Below are 15250 nucleotides of genomic sequence, written 5' to 3'. Positions count from 1 at the left end.
ATTATAAATGGAGGGAAATAGGAAAATGAAAAAAACAGTCGTAGTGGTTCACACAGGGCCTGTTACCATTCAACCTTTGAAAGACCAATTCAAAAACTTGCTGCCCGATGTGCGCATGATCAACATCATGGACGACAGCTTGTTGAATGATGTGATGAGTGCCGGCCATTTAACGAAGGATGTCACGCAGCGAATTTACAGCTATATGAAAGACGCGGAAGACATGAAAGCCGATATGATTTTAAACGCTTGTTCTTCCGTAGGGGAAGCGACGGATGTCGTAAAAAACATGGTTAACGTTCCGATCATCAAAATTGATGAAGCAATGGCCGACCAAGCTAGTGAAATCGGCAGCAAAATTGGCGTGCTTGCCACGGTGAAAACCACTTTGGAACCGACTGTACGCCTCGTCAAGAAAAAGGCTCTCGAGAAAAACAAGGAAATTACCGTCATAGAGCGAATTGCCGAAGGCGCTTTTCAAGCGCTGCTTGACGGAAATGGTGAAAAGCATGACCAAATCCTGAAGGACACCATCTACGATCTGATGGAGCAAGTCGATGTAGTTGTGCTGGCACAGGTATCGATGGCCCGTTTGGTCCCATCGCTTGGCGAAACCAAAGTTCCGGTGCTGTCTAGTCCGAAAAGCGGCGTGGAGACGCTGAAAAAAGCGTTGGAGCAGTTGAATTCATAGGTGTCGGGAGAGTTGACAATGCTCCAGATAGGTGTTCTGGCCGATGACTTGACCGGAGCGAACGATACCGGGATTCAGTTTCGGAAAACAGGGCTTGTTTCCCAGGTTACATTGTTGAGGAAGGATACAACGGTGACCGTGCCCGTTTGTGAAGCTTGGATCATCGATGTCAAATCAAGGGGATGCAGCGCTGCCTCGGCTTATGAGCTGAACCGCCAGGCTGCTTCCGCAATGAAGGCTGCCTCTCCGGGAATAATGTATAAAAAAATCGATTCCACATTGAGAGGAAATATCGGAGCTGAATGCGATGCGGTGCTGGATGTTTTCCAGGACCGTATTCTTATAATGGCGCCGGCTTACCCGGAGTTGGGCAGAACGACAAGAAACGGCATTCAGTATTTGCATGGTGTTCCGATCGATCAAACGGAATTGTCCAAAGACCCGATATCTCCGGTCCTGACCGGAAATATCGAAAAGGCGCTGTCGGTTCAGTCCAAGCATGAATCGGCGTTGATCCATAAGCGGCATCTGGAAAGCGTTCGATTGTTTAAGGAACAACTCAGCCGTTTCATCCGGGCTGGAGTTCGCATTTTGATTGCGGACGCGGAAAACGATCGGGATTTGGATCAATTGGTGAACATTGCGGGAAGCAGCGGTGTAGAACCGATTTGGGTCGGATCGGCCGGCTTGGCGTCCGCCTTGAGCCGCAAAATTGCTTCTGAATGCGGCATGCCTGAATGGCCGATGGATTCGGCAAGCCAGATGCTGGTGGTCTCAGGGAGTCAGACGGAGCTCAGCCGATTGCAATTGGAGGCATTATCCCGCTATTCCGGAATGAAAGAGGTTCGTTTGGCTTCAGTAGATTTGCTGGAAGCGGAAGACGCCGGCAGACTGAAGGGATTTCAGGAAGCTGCCCAAGAGCTGGCCAGAGGCAAACACGCGATTTTTGCATTGGCCAAGGAAAGCGGCGGCAGTCTGAAGAATTATGCCGCTCAGCAGGGTAAGGAATATTCCGGCACCGTGCGTGAGCTTGCCGGTAAATTCGGCGAAGCCGTCAATCGGCTGATTCGCGCGAATCCACAAATCGGTTGGTTGATTGCGATCGGCGGAGATACCGCAAGAGCCATATGCGATGCGTTGGGAACCGATTCGCTCCGTTTGGCTGATGAATGGCTTCCCGGAGTGATTCACGCACAATGCAGCGAACCGGAAGGATTGCAGCTCATTACCAAATCGGGATCCTTTGGGGATCATGAAACCTTGGTTCACATTTTCAATCGGATTGGAGCTTTTTATGAGTAAACCAGTTATTGCCGTTACCATGGGGGATGCCGCTGGCATCGGACCTGAAATAATCGTGAAGGCGCTGTCCCGGCCGGAAATATACGCGATTTGCAAACCGCTTGTCATCGGAGATTCATCTGTGCTTGAGAGGGCCCGGAGGATTACGGGAAAGGACATCGCTTTCCATGTTGTCGGCAGTGTCGGCGATGGACGATTTGCTCCCGGTTTCATAGATTTGCTGGACCTGCAACTGCTGCCTGACCCTCCGGCTGTCGGGAAATTATCGAAGGAAGCCGGGAATGCTGCCTTTCGATATATTGAAAAAGCGGTTCAATTGGGTCTGCAAGGGGACATTCAAGCGATCTGCACGGCGCCTTTGAATAAGGCGGCTCTGCATATGGGCGGCCACCAATATCCCGGCCATACGGAAATTCTGGCCGATTTGATGAACGTGCAGAATTATTCAATGATGCTGGCTTCGCCAAAGCTTCGGGTCATTCATGTCACCACGCATATCGGTTTGCTTGACGCAATCCGGATCATCAATCCGGAAAGAGTATATACGGTGATCCGTTTGGCGCACGAGATGCTGGTCAGAAGCGGCGTAGCCAAACCGAAAATTTCGGTATGCGGAATTAATCCCCACGCCGGTGAAGGCGGTTTGTTCGGTTATGGCGAGGAAGAAGAGAAAATAGTACCGGCCGTTGAGCGGGCGGCAGGTGAAGGAATCGACGCAGTGGGACCGCTTCCTGCCGATACGTTATTTTACCGGGCGGCCAGGGGCGATTTCGATGTGGTGGTTGCCATGTATCACGATCAGGGACATGGTCCGATCAAAGTATTGGGATTGGAAGCGGGTGTCAATATTACAGTGGGACTGCCCGTTGTGCGAACCAGCGTCGACCACGGCACGGCGTTCGATATTGCCGGCCGCGGTATCGCCGATGAAACCAGCTTGATGGAAGCTTTGAAGCAAGCGGCAGCGCTCGCTCCCAAATAATAAGGGTGATTCGAATCAGCCCTTTCATTCCGTTAGGAGATGCCAATCATGAATCAAGCCAATCAAACCTACTTATTCCGTACCGCCAATCGGATTGTTGCAGGGAGACATTCGCTGGGCAGGGTAGGCGAACACCTTCCAATGTCGGGGACATTTCGATCGGCTTTGATTTTTACCGGTTCGAGCATGGTTCGCCTAGGATACATTGACGAACTGAAACAGGCACTCGATCGCCGAGGAATTTTTGCAGAGGTCACGACCGGTATCGACAATGAACCGACCGTAGACCATTTGGAGGAATGGAATCGCAAAATCTCCGGCGGAGGTTTTGATCTGTTCATCGGCGTGGGCGGCGGAAGCATTCTGGATGCAGTGAAGATATTGTCGGTACTGCAAACCAACGGCAAAAGCATCCGGGAAATGATCGGAACCAATCTGGTCGAGAAGCCGGGAATTCCGACGGTGCTCGTGCCTACGACTTCAGGAACGGGATCGGAGGTTACTCCGAACGCGATTGTAACCTTTCCGGAGGAGGAATTGAAATTGGCAGTGGTGAGCGATTATCTGCTGCCTCTTCTGACCGTCATCGATCCCGTACTGACCTTGTCGCTCCCCCGACAGATCACTGCGGCAACGGGTATGGACGCCTTTACCCACTCCTTTGAATCGTATATTTCCAATAAAGCGAACCCGTTCAGCAATCTGTTTGCGATCGAATCGATGAAGCTGATTGCCCGGAGCATTGTCCGGTCTTATGAAGACGGTGCATCGCTCGATGCCCGGGAGGATATGCTTCTCGGCTCCATGTACGGCGGACTGGCCTTGACGGCTTCGGGCACCGCTGCGGTTCATGCGCTGGCTTATCCGCTCGGCGGGAAATTCCACATTGCCCACGGAGTTGCCAACGCGATGCTGCTGCCGCATGTAACGCGGGTGAATATGGACAGTATTTTTCACCGGATGCCGGAAATCGCTGCGGCAATCGGTTTGAATACGTCTTCCCTGTCGGCGGAACGGGCTGCCGAACTCGTGATGGAACAAATTTTTGCATGGACTCAAACGCTGAGCATTCCGCAGAATTTGGCGGAATACGGTGTAGGGGAAAAAGACCTCGACGGCTTGACTGAGGCTGCCTTAAAAGTGAAGCGTTTACTGGATAATAACCCGAAGGTGCTTGGATTTGAGGACATCAAAGGGATATACAGGAAGCTTTTATAAAATTCATAAATGGAAACAAGGAATTTCACGTATTCGAATTTGCGGAGGACGGTCATGTGGATCTGATCTTCTTCTATGGACAAGTTGACAGAATCCGCCCGGAAGAAATGGAATCATCTAATGCTTTAGAATATAGAAATTTAGAAAAGGAATAAAAGATTCAACAAAGGAGTGGATCAAGATGGAATATGCACAATTTTCCAACGGAATTAAGGTGTCCAGAATCGGGCTGGGAACTTGGGCGATCGGCGGATGGTTATGGGGCGGCACCAACGAACAAGACGCGATAGCCGCCGTTCAAAAAGCGCTGGATATGGGCATTAGCCTGATCGATCTTGCGGCGGTTTACGGCTACGGCCTGTCTGAGGAAATTATCGCCAAAGCGTTGGATACACGGGAAAGAAGGGATAAGGCGATATTAGCCACCAAAGCGGGTGTGGTTTGGAACAGCGGCGGTCAGGTATGGAGAGATGCCTCGGCCAAAAGCATCCGCAGAGAAATCGATGACAGTCTGAAAAGGCTGAAAACCGATTATGTCGACATCTACCAATTGCACTGGCCCGACCCGAAGGTGCCGATTCAAGAGCCGGCCGAAACGTTCGCGGCACTTTTGAAGGAAGGCAAGATCCGGGCGATCGGGGTCAGCAATTTTAATGTGGAGCAAATGAAAGAATGGATGCATTACGCGCCGCTGCATTCCGTGCAGCCTCCGTACAATTTGTTCGAAAGAGAAAGCGAAGAGGAGGTCCTGCCTTTTGCGGAGAAGCATAATATCAGCGTATTGGCGTACGGAAGCTTGTGCAGGGGACTGCTGACCGGAAAATTTAATGAAAAATCGGAATTCCCCGAAGGGGACATCCGTCAAAGTATGGATCCGAAATTCCACAAACAAAATTTGAAAAATTACTTGGCCGCCGTCGGGCAGCTAAAAGCAATGGCCGAAGAAAAAGGCAGGTCCGTGTCGCAATTGGCGGTCAGATGGGTGCTCGACCAGCCGGGCGTAACTACGGCCTTATGGGGAGCCAGACGCCCCGACCAGCTGCTCGAAGCTGCCGGAGTCAGCGGTTGGAAGCTCAATCGGAAGGATATGGAACGCATCGAGCGCATCATAGACGGCAATATTCCCAGCCCCCTCGGCACCTCCTTCATGGCGCCTCCCAGCGAAGTGCCCGCAGGATAAGGGGTGCGGCATACAACGGCACCTCACTGCAGAAGGATGATGGAAGGTGCCTTTTTTCTCTATAAGAAAGGCGGGAACCGGATGGAAATCGGCTGCAGTGTATCTCTTCAGGAACTTCCCTATATGGAAGGCAAACTCGATCTTAGGACAAGGGTGAGATGAATGCAGGAAAATCAAATCAACTTCGAACAAATCGCCAACCATTTGCCTCCCGAATGGAAGGATGCTGAGATTAGGACGAAAATCCGTAAACTGAACCGCACGCTCTCGCAGAAAATTGTCGTGCTGGACGATGACCCTACCGGAGTGCAGACGGTGCATGATATTTTGGTGCTCACGCAGTGGAACAAGGAGCTGCTTCTGGAGGCTTTTCAGCATCCGGAGCACGTCTTTTTCATTTTGACCAATACACGGGGCATGGAGGCTTCCGAAGCGGCCCGGATCAATCTGGAAATTGCCGCGAATGTTCTTGCAGCGGCCGGGGAGAAAGGCTATAAAGTGCAATTTGTCAGCCGCAGCGATTCAACGTTAAGGGGCCATTATCCGTTGGAAATCGACATCTTGTCCGAGGAAACGGAGCGCATTACCGGTCAAGGCTATGACGGTCATCTGATCGTGCCCGCGTTCTTCGAAGCCGGCAGATATACGTATCATAACGTTCATTATTTAAAGGAAGGCGAACTGCTGACTCCTGCCCATCAAACAGAATTCGCCAAGGACAAGGTATTCGGATTTAGTCATTCGGAATTGCGGGAGTGGGTTGAAGAAAAGACAGACGGCCGTTTCCGCCCCGAGGATTGCGTCTCCATTTCGGTTGAAGAGATCCGCAGAGGACCCGATGCCGTCGAAGCGATCCTGACGGACGTTACGGGAAATCAGCCGGTGATCGTCAATGCAATGTCCTACCGCGATCTGGAGGTTTTGTCCATGGCGCTGCTGCAGGCAGCATCGAAGGGCAAAAGGTTTATCTATAGGACGGCTGCTTCCTTTGTAAAGGCGTTTGGGGGCATCTCCGACATCGATTATTTGAGCGCGGAGCAAATGGTGGCTAAAGGAAAGGAGCACATGGGAGGGTTGGTCATCGTCGGTTCCCATATGCAGAAAACAACCCGGCAGCTGGAGAATTTGATCAATGGCACGGCTATTGTGCCGCTTGAAATGGAGGTCGGTAAAATATTGAATGATGGCGAACGGGAGCAGGAGATCGGCAGTTTGATCGGCGAGGTGAACCGTACCCTGCAAAGCGGGCGAAATGTGGTGGTTTTCAGCAGCCGAAAGCTGGTCGCTGTAGAAGGGAAGGCAGCGAATTTGAAAATCAGCCAAAGGGTTTCGTCCTCGCTCGTAAAAATCGTCGAAACTCTTGAAGCGGCTCCCAAGTTCATTGTGGCCAAAGGAGGAATCACCTCCAGCGACGTCGCCACGAAAGGCTTGAAAATCAAGAAGGCGACAGTCCTTGGACAAGCCGCACCGGCGATACCGGTATGGCTGACGGGAGAGGATGCCAAGTTTCCGTACATGCCCTATATCATTTTTCCCGGCAATGTCGGTGGAGACGAGACTCTGATGGAAGTTGTCAAAAAAATATCTGGATAAGGGAAAAGGGAGACGTCTGGTATGCTTGGTTCAACAAAAGAGATTCTGCTGGAAGCGCAGCAAAACAATTATGCTGTCGCGGCATTCAATGTATTTAATATGGAAACGGCGCAAGCGGCCGTCCTTGCCGCGGAGAATCGGCAAATGCCCGTCATTCTTGCACTGGGGGAGCGCTATCTCGATACAACCCGCATTGAAGCTTTTTCTGCCATGGTTCACACTCTTGCCGCAGCGGTGTCCGTTCCTGTCGCTCTTCATTTGGATCATGCCTATGAGCTTGAATCAATCCGGAAGGCGATCCGCTGCGGATTTACTTCAGTTATGTATGACGGCTCCAAATTTTCATTGGAAGAAAATATTCGTCATACCAAAGAAGTCGTCAAGCTTGCGCATCGTGCGGCCGTCTCGGTGGAAGCGGAAATCGGCTCGACGGCAAGAGGCGATTTTTCCGATGAAGAGGAAGGTGACGGACGCTTGACCGATCCTCAAGAGGCTGGTATATTTGTGCAAGAAACGTGCGTCGATTTTCTTGCCGCAGCCATCGGTACTGTGCACGGCATGTACAAAGGAGAGCCGAGAATCGATCTGGGAAGATTGGAGGCTCTTCACCGAACGCTCGATATTCCGCTTGTGCTGCATGGGGGCTCGGGGACTCCCGATTCGATTATTCGGGAGTCCATTCGCTCTGGCATCCGTAAAATTAATGTGAATACCGAGGTTTCCATGACCGCTGTGAAGCAGCTGACCAATTTCCTGAATGAACATTCCGCCCCGCATCTGTCGAGGGTCATGGCTGACATGCAGCAGTCGATGGCAACTGTAATGGAACGATTTATCGATCTATTCGCCAACCGCTCCGGCAGTGAATAGAAAATGAGATGAAGAAAGGAGGAAGCCATTGTGAAAATCACCAATATCACGAATGTTGAAGGCTTTTTCAAAGTCATTGAGCAGTGCAAAGGAACCGTGGAGCTGATCACTTCCGAGGGGGACAGACTCAACCTGAAATCCAAGCTCAGCCAATATGTCGCCTTGACCAAGATGTTCAAGGAAGCCAAAATTGACGGGATTGAACTGATTGCCCATGAACCGGAAGATGTCGATCGGCTGCTTAAATTTTTAATGGGCGGCCAGGTTGAACGTTGAGCGGAAGCCGGCTTCTTAGGGGATCAGATAGGGAACAAGCCCCTTGGCGATGACCTTATGACCCGAATCGTTGTGATCGGGGCTGAGCCGCGCATCGCGTCGGTGATTTGTCCGGTATCCGTAGATGAGCCGGCTCTGATTGCCTTTAAACCACTCATGAACCGGGGCAACGGAGACATGGGCACGCTGTGCCGTATCCGCGGTGGCCTGATTTAGCGAATTGATTGCCCGGGCAGCCAGCGGGCTGTTGGGAAAAGGATTGTACTGGGTAGTATATCTGCCATAGATGGAGTGAAGAAACGGACCGTTTCTTTACTCCTTTCTTTTTCGCGAACAGATCCACCACAAACACCGGTCTCCCGTTGCGGCTTGATGACTTTCCATTCAGCATGTGAAATAAGCGTTAAGCATGCCTTACGCCTGTTCGCTGAACAACGGGAAATCTGCGTTTACACAGATTTAACACTCTTGTTCAATCGAATTAACAGTGTTCCTGTATGATGGTGTCGAAGCACGGAACATTATAGAAGCGTTTTGGGGGAGAAGCCGTATGGGGAACATGCAGGAAAAGAAAAATATTTTCAACTCAGACACATTGAACAAAACGAAGCTCAAGATTGAAAATCTCTTCAAAAATGTTAAAATTGCGCAAAAAATTTTTGGTTTGGTTGTGATCATGGTGCTGTTTATGAGCATGGTCGGAATGATCGGCTATCATTATGTCAGCGAAGCGAACCGCCATCTGGCCCAGATGTATGACGAGCGGCTGATGCCGATCAAGTGGCTGGAGACGATTCAGTCGAAAAGCCGGGCGAATGAGGCGAACATACTGGAAATTATTCTTTCGACGAACAACTCGCTGAAGCAGGAAAGGTTTCTTCAAAAAATCAAAGAGAATGACAAAACAATCGATGAGCTGCTGGTCAAGCTCCAGCAGATGAAGCTTCCGGATTATGAACTCAAAATGCTCAAAATTCTGCAAGGCCAGTTAAAGGTATATCGCACCCAGCGGGAAGAAACGATTCAGAGCGCGGTCGGAGCCAATCAAGGCGATGCGTACGACAGCAAATTGGCCAACAACGGGTCGCTTGACGCGCTGAACAAGACGCTGAACGAGCTGACGGAGCACAACGCGCAGGAAGCGGATAAAATCAAAAAGGACAATGTAAAGTCCGCGCAATCGGCCGGGAATACATTATTGTTCATTGTGATTGCGGCAGCGGCTTTATCTCTGGTGTTGGGATGGATTTTGGCCCGCATGATATCACACCCGATCATCAAGCTGATGAGGGTATCCGACCGGCTGGCCCAGGGAGATTTGACCGTTGAACGGCTGAAAATCGACAGCAAGAACGAAGCGGGTTTGCTGGCGCACTCGGTCAATCGGCTGATCGACTACTTGAATGATTTAATCACACAAATCAAACAAACGGCGGTTCAGCTTTCGGCTTCCTCGCGGGATTTGCTGTCGGGAGCGGAGCAAACCATGCGGGCGAGCAATGAAATCACGGCAACCGTTCAGCAGCTGGCAAGCGGAGCGGCGGTGCAAGTGGATGGAGCGGTGAAGTCGGTCAATGCAATCGGAGAAATGGCGGGAGCGTTAGGGCAGATGTCCGATACGTTCAACTCTATTGCAGACGCCTCCAGCAGCATGTCCGAGGAGGCCCGCAGCGGGAACGATTCGATGATCGAGGCCCGACGGCAAATGCAGCGGATTGATGGAGCGGTCAATGAATCCGTGGACGCGATTCATTCGCTCCGTGAGCATTCCAATGAAATTGCCGGCATTGTAAAAAACATGTCCGAAATTGCCGGCCAGACCAATTTGTTGGCGCTCAACGCGTCGATTGAAGCGGCACGAGCGGGCGCACAAGGCAAAAGTTTCGCTGTGGTAGCCGGAGAGGTTAGGAAGCTTGCGGAGCAGTCCCAGCAATTCGTCGATCAGATTCGAACCTTCAACGGGCAGATTCAACAGCACCTGCAGCATTCGGTTGCGGCTATGCAGCATGTTACTAAAGAGGTTCAGTCCGGCATGTCGCAAGTGCAAAAAGCCGGCGAAACCTTCGGCAGAATTGTTTATTCTTCGCAGAACGTATACGAGCTGGTTAAATCGTTTAAACCGGCAGCTATGCAAATCTCCGCCTCTTCAGAGTCCGTAGCCGCGATGGTGGAGGAAGGCAGGAAGATTTCTCAAGAAACCTCGGGAAATGCGCATCATGTGGCGCATGCTGCCGAAGAACAGCTTGCTATGATGAGCTCGGTTTCCACAGCCGCCGGCGAATTGAACAGGATTGCCGGCAGACTTCTGGAGGTCACCGGAAGATTCAAGGTTTAGGAAAAAGACGGACTCATAGAAAAAATTAAGACAACTTCCCATCGCCGACTCAAATATTTCCGGATTGTCATACATATATTTGAGAGAAAAGCATTGAGGAGGTTGACGAATGGCAAGCGCAGGTTATTTCATTGTCGCTCTGATCTTGATGCTCATTATTATATCCATGGTCGTTTACGCAATCTCAAAATTTGTCGACAGAGACAGCTTTTGGTATGATTCAGAATTCGTTTGGAGACGAAACTTGCAAAAGGAAGGTACGGCTCCCGTTTCAATGGACAAAGATAAGAATCATTCAGATCAATAGATTAGCCGGCCCAACAGCCAAAAAACCCCGGTCATGCGGATTGCAGATCGGGGTCTTTTGGGAATTCCCGTTATTTTGCGGCTCTGACTCACGCTAAACCAAGCCCATTTCCCCGAATACGGTCGGAGAACCGCATTTGGCGCAAAAAGCGGCCTCCGCCTTGTTCTCGGCTTCACAGCCGCTGTGGTTGGGGGAAGCGCCTTTTGTGCAGCGGTTGATCAACGGCGATCCGCATTTGATGCAGTAATTGTCTTTCTGATCAGCCACATAAAAGCATTTCGGACAGGTCCTTAGCTCTTCGGCCATATCAAGTCACCTCTTTGGCAGCAGGATCTTTCTACAGCATATGAAGCAAACCCGAATTGGGGAAACGACGCATTGCGTTGCATCCGAAAATTCCGACAAAGAACCTAATTTCGTTGGGCTATTATCCTATGTCCGACATGAGGCGAATACATAAATTAATTGTATAGGAGGTGATCTCGATTGCCCTTATTCCCTTTCGGATTTTTGCAGGAACTTGACAGGATCAACCGCAAATTGTATTCGGAGTCAGTGCTTCACCATATGGTGAGTCAATGGCATGAGATGTTGTTGGAGGGCCCGAATACGGAAGTATATCATCAGGGAGACCGGGTTAAAGTGGTCGTCGAAACCCAAAGCCCGCAGAGCAAACGTTATCAATGGTCCATGCGGGTGAACGGCAGACAGTTGTATCTTCAAGGCACTCTGGACCTATCGCAATCCGTCAGCAGCGACAGCGGAGGCTTCTACAGCGAAAAAAGGACCGAGCAAATCGCAAAAGCCATCGTACTTCCGATCGAAGTCAATGAACACCCGCTGTCGGTTGATGCGCGGGACGGCCGGTTAACGATCCTGTTTGAAGCGAAAAGGAAAAGCCCGGCCAGGAATGAATCGAACTGAAATTGGAACTGTTTTCTTTGAAGGGAAGCGCAGGCTTCCTCTTTTTTACCGCCTTGGAACGCGGTCCGGCTGCTTAGAGTGACTTCGATCGAAGTTTTTCTTATGTATAAATCGGATGCATAGCAATATATTGATTATAAAAAAGGTGATGGGCTTGAAGCGAAACGTTTCCGAATCGATCTGGAGCAAATTGAAGAATCAAACCGGTTTTTCGCTGGAAGACAGCTTTTGGGAAGATATTTCCGGATTGATCCCCGCCCTGGGGCCGCGTATCGACGTGTATCAGACCCGGGATGAGGTTGTGGTCGTTATCGAACTTCCCGGCATCCATTCTGCGGATAAGATCGAACTGAAGCTGAGAAAGAAGAACACGTTGCTTATTAAAGGAAACGTCGATTGCGACTATCCGATCGGCGAATCGGATATGCATTTGGGAGAAAGATATTTCGGAGAATTTGAGCGCAAGCTGAAGCTTCCCCATGAAGTGACGACGGATGGGGTAAAGGCGGTTTTTGAGCATGGTTTATTGACGCTTCGTCTCCCTATACTGCCGGAGGCGGAGGATGAACAGGTTATGATCAAACTTGATGCCGATGCCAAGGAAGAAGATCAACAGGAAGAAGCAGAACGGTGAATGAAATTCCCGATCGGAGGTAACGGCGTTGGTGAAAATATGGTTTCAGGATTTACAGGTGAATTCCGTTTCCAATTCATCCGGGATATTCTCGGGCGACAATATTCATCTGAATTGGAAACACAGCCGGAAGACGAACGACGGCTTTGGATCAATTCAGGGGAACAGCAATATATCCAAGGGAAATGTGCATATCGTGTTTGACAGGGATGTTGTGGATGTATTCAAAAAATAAACGGTTTAACGGAGAAAACGATGTTCGGACTGCTAAAAAGAAAGAATCCGGCCGCAGGCTCAACAGAGCACGAAATTCAGCGGAAGCTTGAGAAGATTGAGAAAACTCTGGAACAAATGCGAAACGGCACAACGGAGTATCACATCAAGGTGGAGCATCTTCATGTGGACAGACCGGTGCTGGAAAATTTGATTTTTCGCATGGATCAGCTGGATATTGACGAATTGAGCGGTTCTTTGAACTTAGGCAACAATTTTGGAACTCCCGGCATGGAGCTTTTCTCCAAGGATGAGAAGGGCGGACGGGAACGGATGCCGGGCGCAACCGCGAATGCGGGCAAGAGCCCAAAGGATCAAAAGCAAAGCGAACAAAGCGGATTGAAGCAAACGCAAACGGGCTACCGCTACAGATTGTGAATCCATCAGCTTTGCAGTCAGGAGGAATCGCATGGCATCTTCCCTATTGTCCCCGACTTTTATTATCGGACACATCAGGATCGGCAGTGTTGAAGGAGCCTCCTGCGTCAATCTGGGCAACAACTGGCCGACGAATTTTGAAAGCCACAAAAAGCATAATCAGGGCTTTGGCACCGTTCATGGAAACAGCAATAAAGTCAGCGGAATTCGTTCTCTGTTAAACGATTCCGATTTTATGGATATGTTCAATGAAACCGGACGGGAGATTCCCGACTGGCTGAAGGAGACGTTGGAAAGCGATGATGAGGAGCAGGAAAATCCGGAATACGAAATGCGCTCCTTCAAAAAACGTTGATAAAAAACGCATTTTATCGGTCTAGAGAACCGAAAAATGCGTTTTTTTGACTGCAAAAGAACTTTAATCGCGGTCCCTCCCCTTGGAAGGACTTCGATAGAAGTTTTTCTTACCACATAAGAATTTATAAGTTCCGGTCATTCGGAAAGGCAAATTCTTATTGGCATAAAAACCCGCCTCTACTAGCGGTCATTCATCACTGAATTGCCTCGGTAGAGGTTTTTTAAAAGCAGCCGTTATTTGATCAGCAAGGCGGCTTTCATATTGCCGTGATTTCCGGATTGAGCAATGAATGTTTTGGCGCCGAAATTGAAATTGACCGCTTCAATATTCAGCACATTGTCTGCAGCGGTGATTGAATCCGTCGCGGCGCTGGAAGCGGTTCCTTCCGCCTGGTCGCTGTCGTTATCATGATCATTCCCTTGGCTGGCGGAAACCTTTGAATCTGAACCGGCCTGCGACTGCTTCCGCTGCTTGAACAAGCACTCAGCGCAAGGATAATCAGCGCAAGCGACATGAACAAGAAACCCGTTTTCCGATACACCTTCCCCTTCATTGCTTTTCCCCCTTCCACAATGTTAGCCTGGTCCCTAACGATGACCAATTTACGCCCCAATGTTAAAAATAAGCTTAAATTAAACATGAGTTATGCACAACGGGTGGGTGAGGAATCGGCTCATCGCACACTGTGTAATCTGCTGAACGGAAAACATCGCCTGGAGCAAGGCGTCCTTCCCCGGCAAGCTCAGCCATCTGGAGAACGGAAGAACACCCTGCCACCAGGCCGATCACATAGAGAAAGGCTAGCAGCCATGTTGAGGCTCCAGAGCGCTTCATAATGCCGGACTGAGTAAGTAACAAAGAAAAGTCGAAGCGATCCCATAATTGACGAAGGACCGGCGCACCTGCACACTCTCCATGAGAAAGTTTCTTAAATCGCGGATCTTGCAACATTTCATTGGAAATTTTTTATGAATCTTTTGAATCTACAAGAGCAGTTTCCAAGTTTTATCTCGAAGTGCATAACTCATGATTAAAATAATATTATCGTTAATTTCCCATAGATGTGTCTTTTTTGTGAATCACCCTTTACGTCATAGGAGCTTATTTTTTATTTTGGGGATTGCCGGCTTCTTCTGGTATAATGGATACATAACATCCGCAAGTGGGGATTGCGAATCCTAACCTGGATGGGGGGTTTTTTTATTGGGAAAGTTTATGATATTTTCATTGCTGTGGTGGATCACAGGAAACCCGCTGTTGGCTTTGCTGGTCTTGTTGATCATTGTGTATGTGTTGGACCGAAGGTTTGTCGGGGTTTTTCCCGACATCAGCCGTCCTTTTAAATTAAACCGCCGTCTGGCGAAGCTGCTGCAGGAATTGCGGGTTCACTCCCACAACACCTCCGGCAAATTGGAGGCGGCCCGGATTCTCATTGAAAAGAAACGTTTTGGAGAAGCCAAAGCTTATCTTGAACAGATCGTTCCGGTCATGGAAGATTCGGCGGAGGTACTCTATGAACTGGGGCTCTGCCATTTGAAGCTTGGAGAGCTGGAGGTCGGGGAGAAGCTGATGCAAAAGGCGCTCTCCATCAACCCCAGAGTCAAATACGGAGAGCCTTATTTGCGGTTGGGCGAAGCTTTTCTAAAGGCTGATCCCGGCAAAGCGCTTCATTATCTTGAAAATTTCCGCAAAGAGCAGTCTTCCTCCTGTCAGGCGTATTATTTACTCGGCAAGCTTTATAACGAATTGGGACGCAAAGAGGATGCGAACCGGGCCTTCCGCGAAATCTCGGAAATCTACCGCGTGCTTCCCAAATACAAACGAAAGCAGGAACGCCGCTGGGTTCTCCTGTCCAGATTCAGGTTCTGAAGCATTCTTTGCAGCCGTTTTATTTACCGAAAGCAGGTGACCTCTTTGGAAGAAATGGGC

Annotated in this window: 19 protein-coding genes; 17 read left to right on the top strand and 2 right to left on the bottom strand. The window is 49.8% G+C overall.

Translation table 11 applies throughout. The features are described from left to right. Positions 1-25: 25 nt before the first annotated feature. The 11 genes from VF724_RS01380 to VF724_RS01330 all read left to right on the top strand — a co-directional run bounded on the left by VF724_RS01380 (position 26) and on the right by VF724_RS01330 (position 10754). Positions 26-691 (top strand): aspartate/glutamate racemase family protein, encoded by a 666-nt coding sequence (locus VF724_RS01380; RefSeq protein ID WP_371752408.1) that lies wholly within the window; start codon positions 26-28, stop codon positions 689-691. 18 nt (positions 692-709) lie between these two features. Then, on the top strand, positions 710-1993 hold the full coding sequence (locus tag VF724_RS01375; RefSeq protein ID WP_371752407.1) for a four-carbon acid sugar kinase family protein: 1284 nt from the start codon (positions 710-712) through the stop codon (positions 1991-1993). Beyond that, positions 1986-2975, top strand: a complete 990-nt coding sequence (gene pdxA, locus VF724_RS01370; RefSeq protein ID WP_371752406.1) for a 4-hydroxythreonine-4-phosphate dehydrogenase PdxA — start codon at positions 1986-1988, stop codon at positions 2973-2975. The genes VF724_RS01375 and pdxA overlap by 8 nt, the downstream gene beginning before the upstream one ends. Before the next feature lie 48 nt (positions 2976-3023). Beyond that, the gene (locus VF724_RS01365; RefSeq protein ID WP_371752405.1) at positions 3024-4193 is read left to right on the top strand and encodes an iron-containing alcohol dehydrogenase; all 1170 of its coding nucleotides are present in this window, start codon (positions 3024-3026) and stop codon (positions 4191-4193) included. 181 nt (positions 4194-4374) lie between these two features. Continuing rightward, positions 4375-5373: an aldo/keto reductase gene (locus VF724_RS01360; protein WP_371752404.1), complete on the top strand. Its 999-nt coding sequence runs from the start codon at positions 4375-4377 to the stop codon at positions 5371-5373. Positions 5374-5535: 162 nt separating this feature from the next. Beyond that, positions 5536-6966 carry a four-carbon acid sugar kinase family protein gene (locus VF724_RS01355; protein ID WP_371752403.1) on the top strand — a complete coding sequence of 477 codons (1431 nt, stop codon included), beginning with the start codon at positions 5536-5538 and terminating at the stop codon, positions 6964-6966. Positions 6967-6987: 21 nt separating this feature from the next. Next, positions 6988-7836 carry a class II fructose-bisphosphate aldolase gene (locus VF724_RS01350; protein WP_371752402.1) on the top strand — a complete coding sequence of 283 codons (849 nt, stop codon included), beginning with the start codon at positions 6988-6990 and terminating at the stop codon, positions 7834-7836. 30 nt (positions 7837-7866) lie between these two features. Next, on the top strand, positions 7867-8112 hold the full coding sequence (locus VF724_RS01345) for a polya polymerase (protein ID WP_371752401.1): 246 nt from the start codon (positions 7867-7869) through the stop codon (positions 8110-8112). Positions 8113-8169: 57 nt separating this feature from the next. Next, complete coding sequence (locus VF724_RS01340) at positions 8170-8328, top strand: hypothetical protein (protein ID WP_371752400.1); 159 nt, start codon at positions 8170-8172, stop codon at positions 8326-8328. A 334-nt stretch (positions 8329-8662) separates the two neighbouring features. Further along, entirely contained in the window at positions 8663-10447 is a 1785-nt protein-coding gene (locus VF724_RS01335) for a methyl-accepting chemotaxis protein (protein ID WP_371752399.1), read from the top strand. Between the two features lie 109 nt (positions 10448-10556). Next, entirely contained in the window at positions 10557-10754 is a 198-nt protein-coding gene (locus tag VF724_RS01330; protein ID WP_371752398.1) for a hypothetical protein, read from the top strand. A gap of 93 nt (positions 10755-10847) precedes the next feature. Here VF724_RS01330 and VF724_RS01325 read toward each other — a convergent pair whose 3' ends face one another. After that, positions 10848-11060 (bottom strand): double zinc ribbon domain-containing protein, encoded by a 213-nt coding sequence (locus tag VF724_RS01325; protein ID WP_371752397.1) that lies wholly within the window; start codon positions 11058-11060, stop codon positions 10848-10850. A 180-nt stretch (positions 11061-11240) separates the two neighbouring features. Here VF724_RS01325 and VF724_RS01320 point away from each other — a divergent pair, with 180 nt between their 5' ends. The 5 genes from VF724_RS01320 (at position 11241) to VF724_RS01300 (ending at position 13318) form a co-directional block, all read left to right on the top strand. Next, a complete protein-coding gene (locus tag VF724_RS01320; protein WP_371752396.1) occupies positions 11241-11678 on the top strand; it encodes a hypothetical protein in 438 nt (145 codons plus the stop codon). Positions 11679-11808: 130 nt separating this feature from the next. After that, the gene (locus VF724_RS01315) at positions 11809-12312 is read left to right on the top strand and encodes an Hsp20/alpha crystallin family protein (RefSeq protein WP_371752395.1); all 504 of its coding nucleotides are present in this window, start codon (positions 11809-11811) and stop codon (positions 12310-12312) included. A 28-nt stretch (positions 12313-12340) separates the two neighbouring features. Beyond that, entirely contained in the window at positions 12341-12547 is a 207-nt protein-coding gene (locus VF724_RS01310) for a hypothetical protein (RefSeq protein ID WP_371752394.1), read from the top strand. A gap of 20 nt (positions 12548-12567) precedes the next feature. After that, positions 12568-12963 (top strand): hypothetical protein, encoded by a 396-nt coding sequence (locus tag VF724_RS01305; RefSeq protein WP_371752393.1) that lies wholly within the window; start codon positions 12568-12570, stop codon positions 12961-12963. Between the two features lie 31 nt (positions 12964-12994). Next, on the top strand, positions 12995-13318 hold the full coding sequence (locus tag VF724_RS01300) for a hypothetical protein (protein ID WP_371752392.1): 324 nt from the start codon (positions 12995-12997) through the stop codon (positions 13316-13318). Positions 13319-13554: 236 nt separating this feature from the next. Here VF724_RS01300 and VF724_RS01295 read toward each other — a convergent pair whose 3' ends face one another. Beyond that, positions 13555-13800 (bottom strand): hypothetical protein, encoded by a 246-nt coding sequence (locus tag VF724_RS01295; protein WP_371752391.1) that lies wholly within the window; start codon positions 13798-13800, stop codon positions 13555-13557. Between the two features lie 724 nt (positions 13801-14524). Here VF724_RS01295 and VF724_RS01290 point away from each other — a divergent pair. Continuing rightward, positions 14525-15190, top strand: a complete 666-nt coding sequence (locus VF724_RS01290) for a tetratricopeptide repeat protein (RefSeq protein WP_371752390.1) — start codon at positions 14525-14527, stop codon at positions 15188-15190. The last annotated feature ends 60 nt before the right edge of the window (positions 15191-15250 follow it).

Source organism: Ferviditalea candida (assembly GCF_035282765.1).
GTDB lineage: Bacteria > Bacillota > Bacilli > Paenibacillales > KCTC-25726 > Ferviditalea > Ferviditalea candida.
Note: the sequence above shows the minus strand (reverse complement) of the source record. Positions and strands in the feature narration are given on the sequence as shown.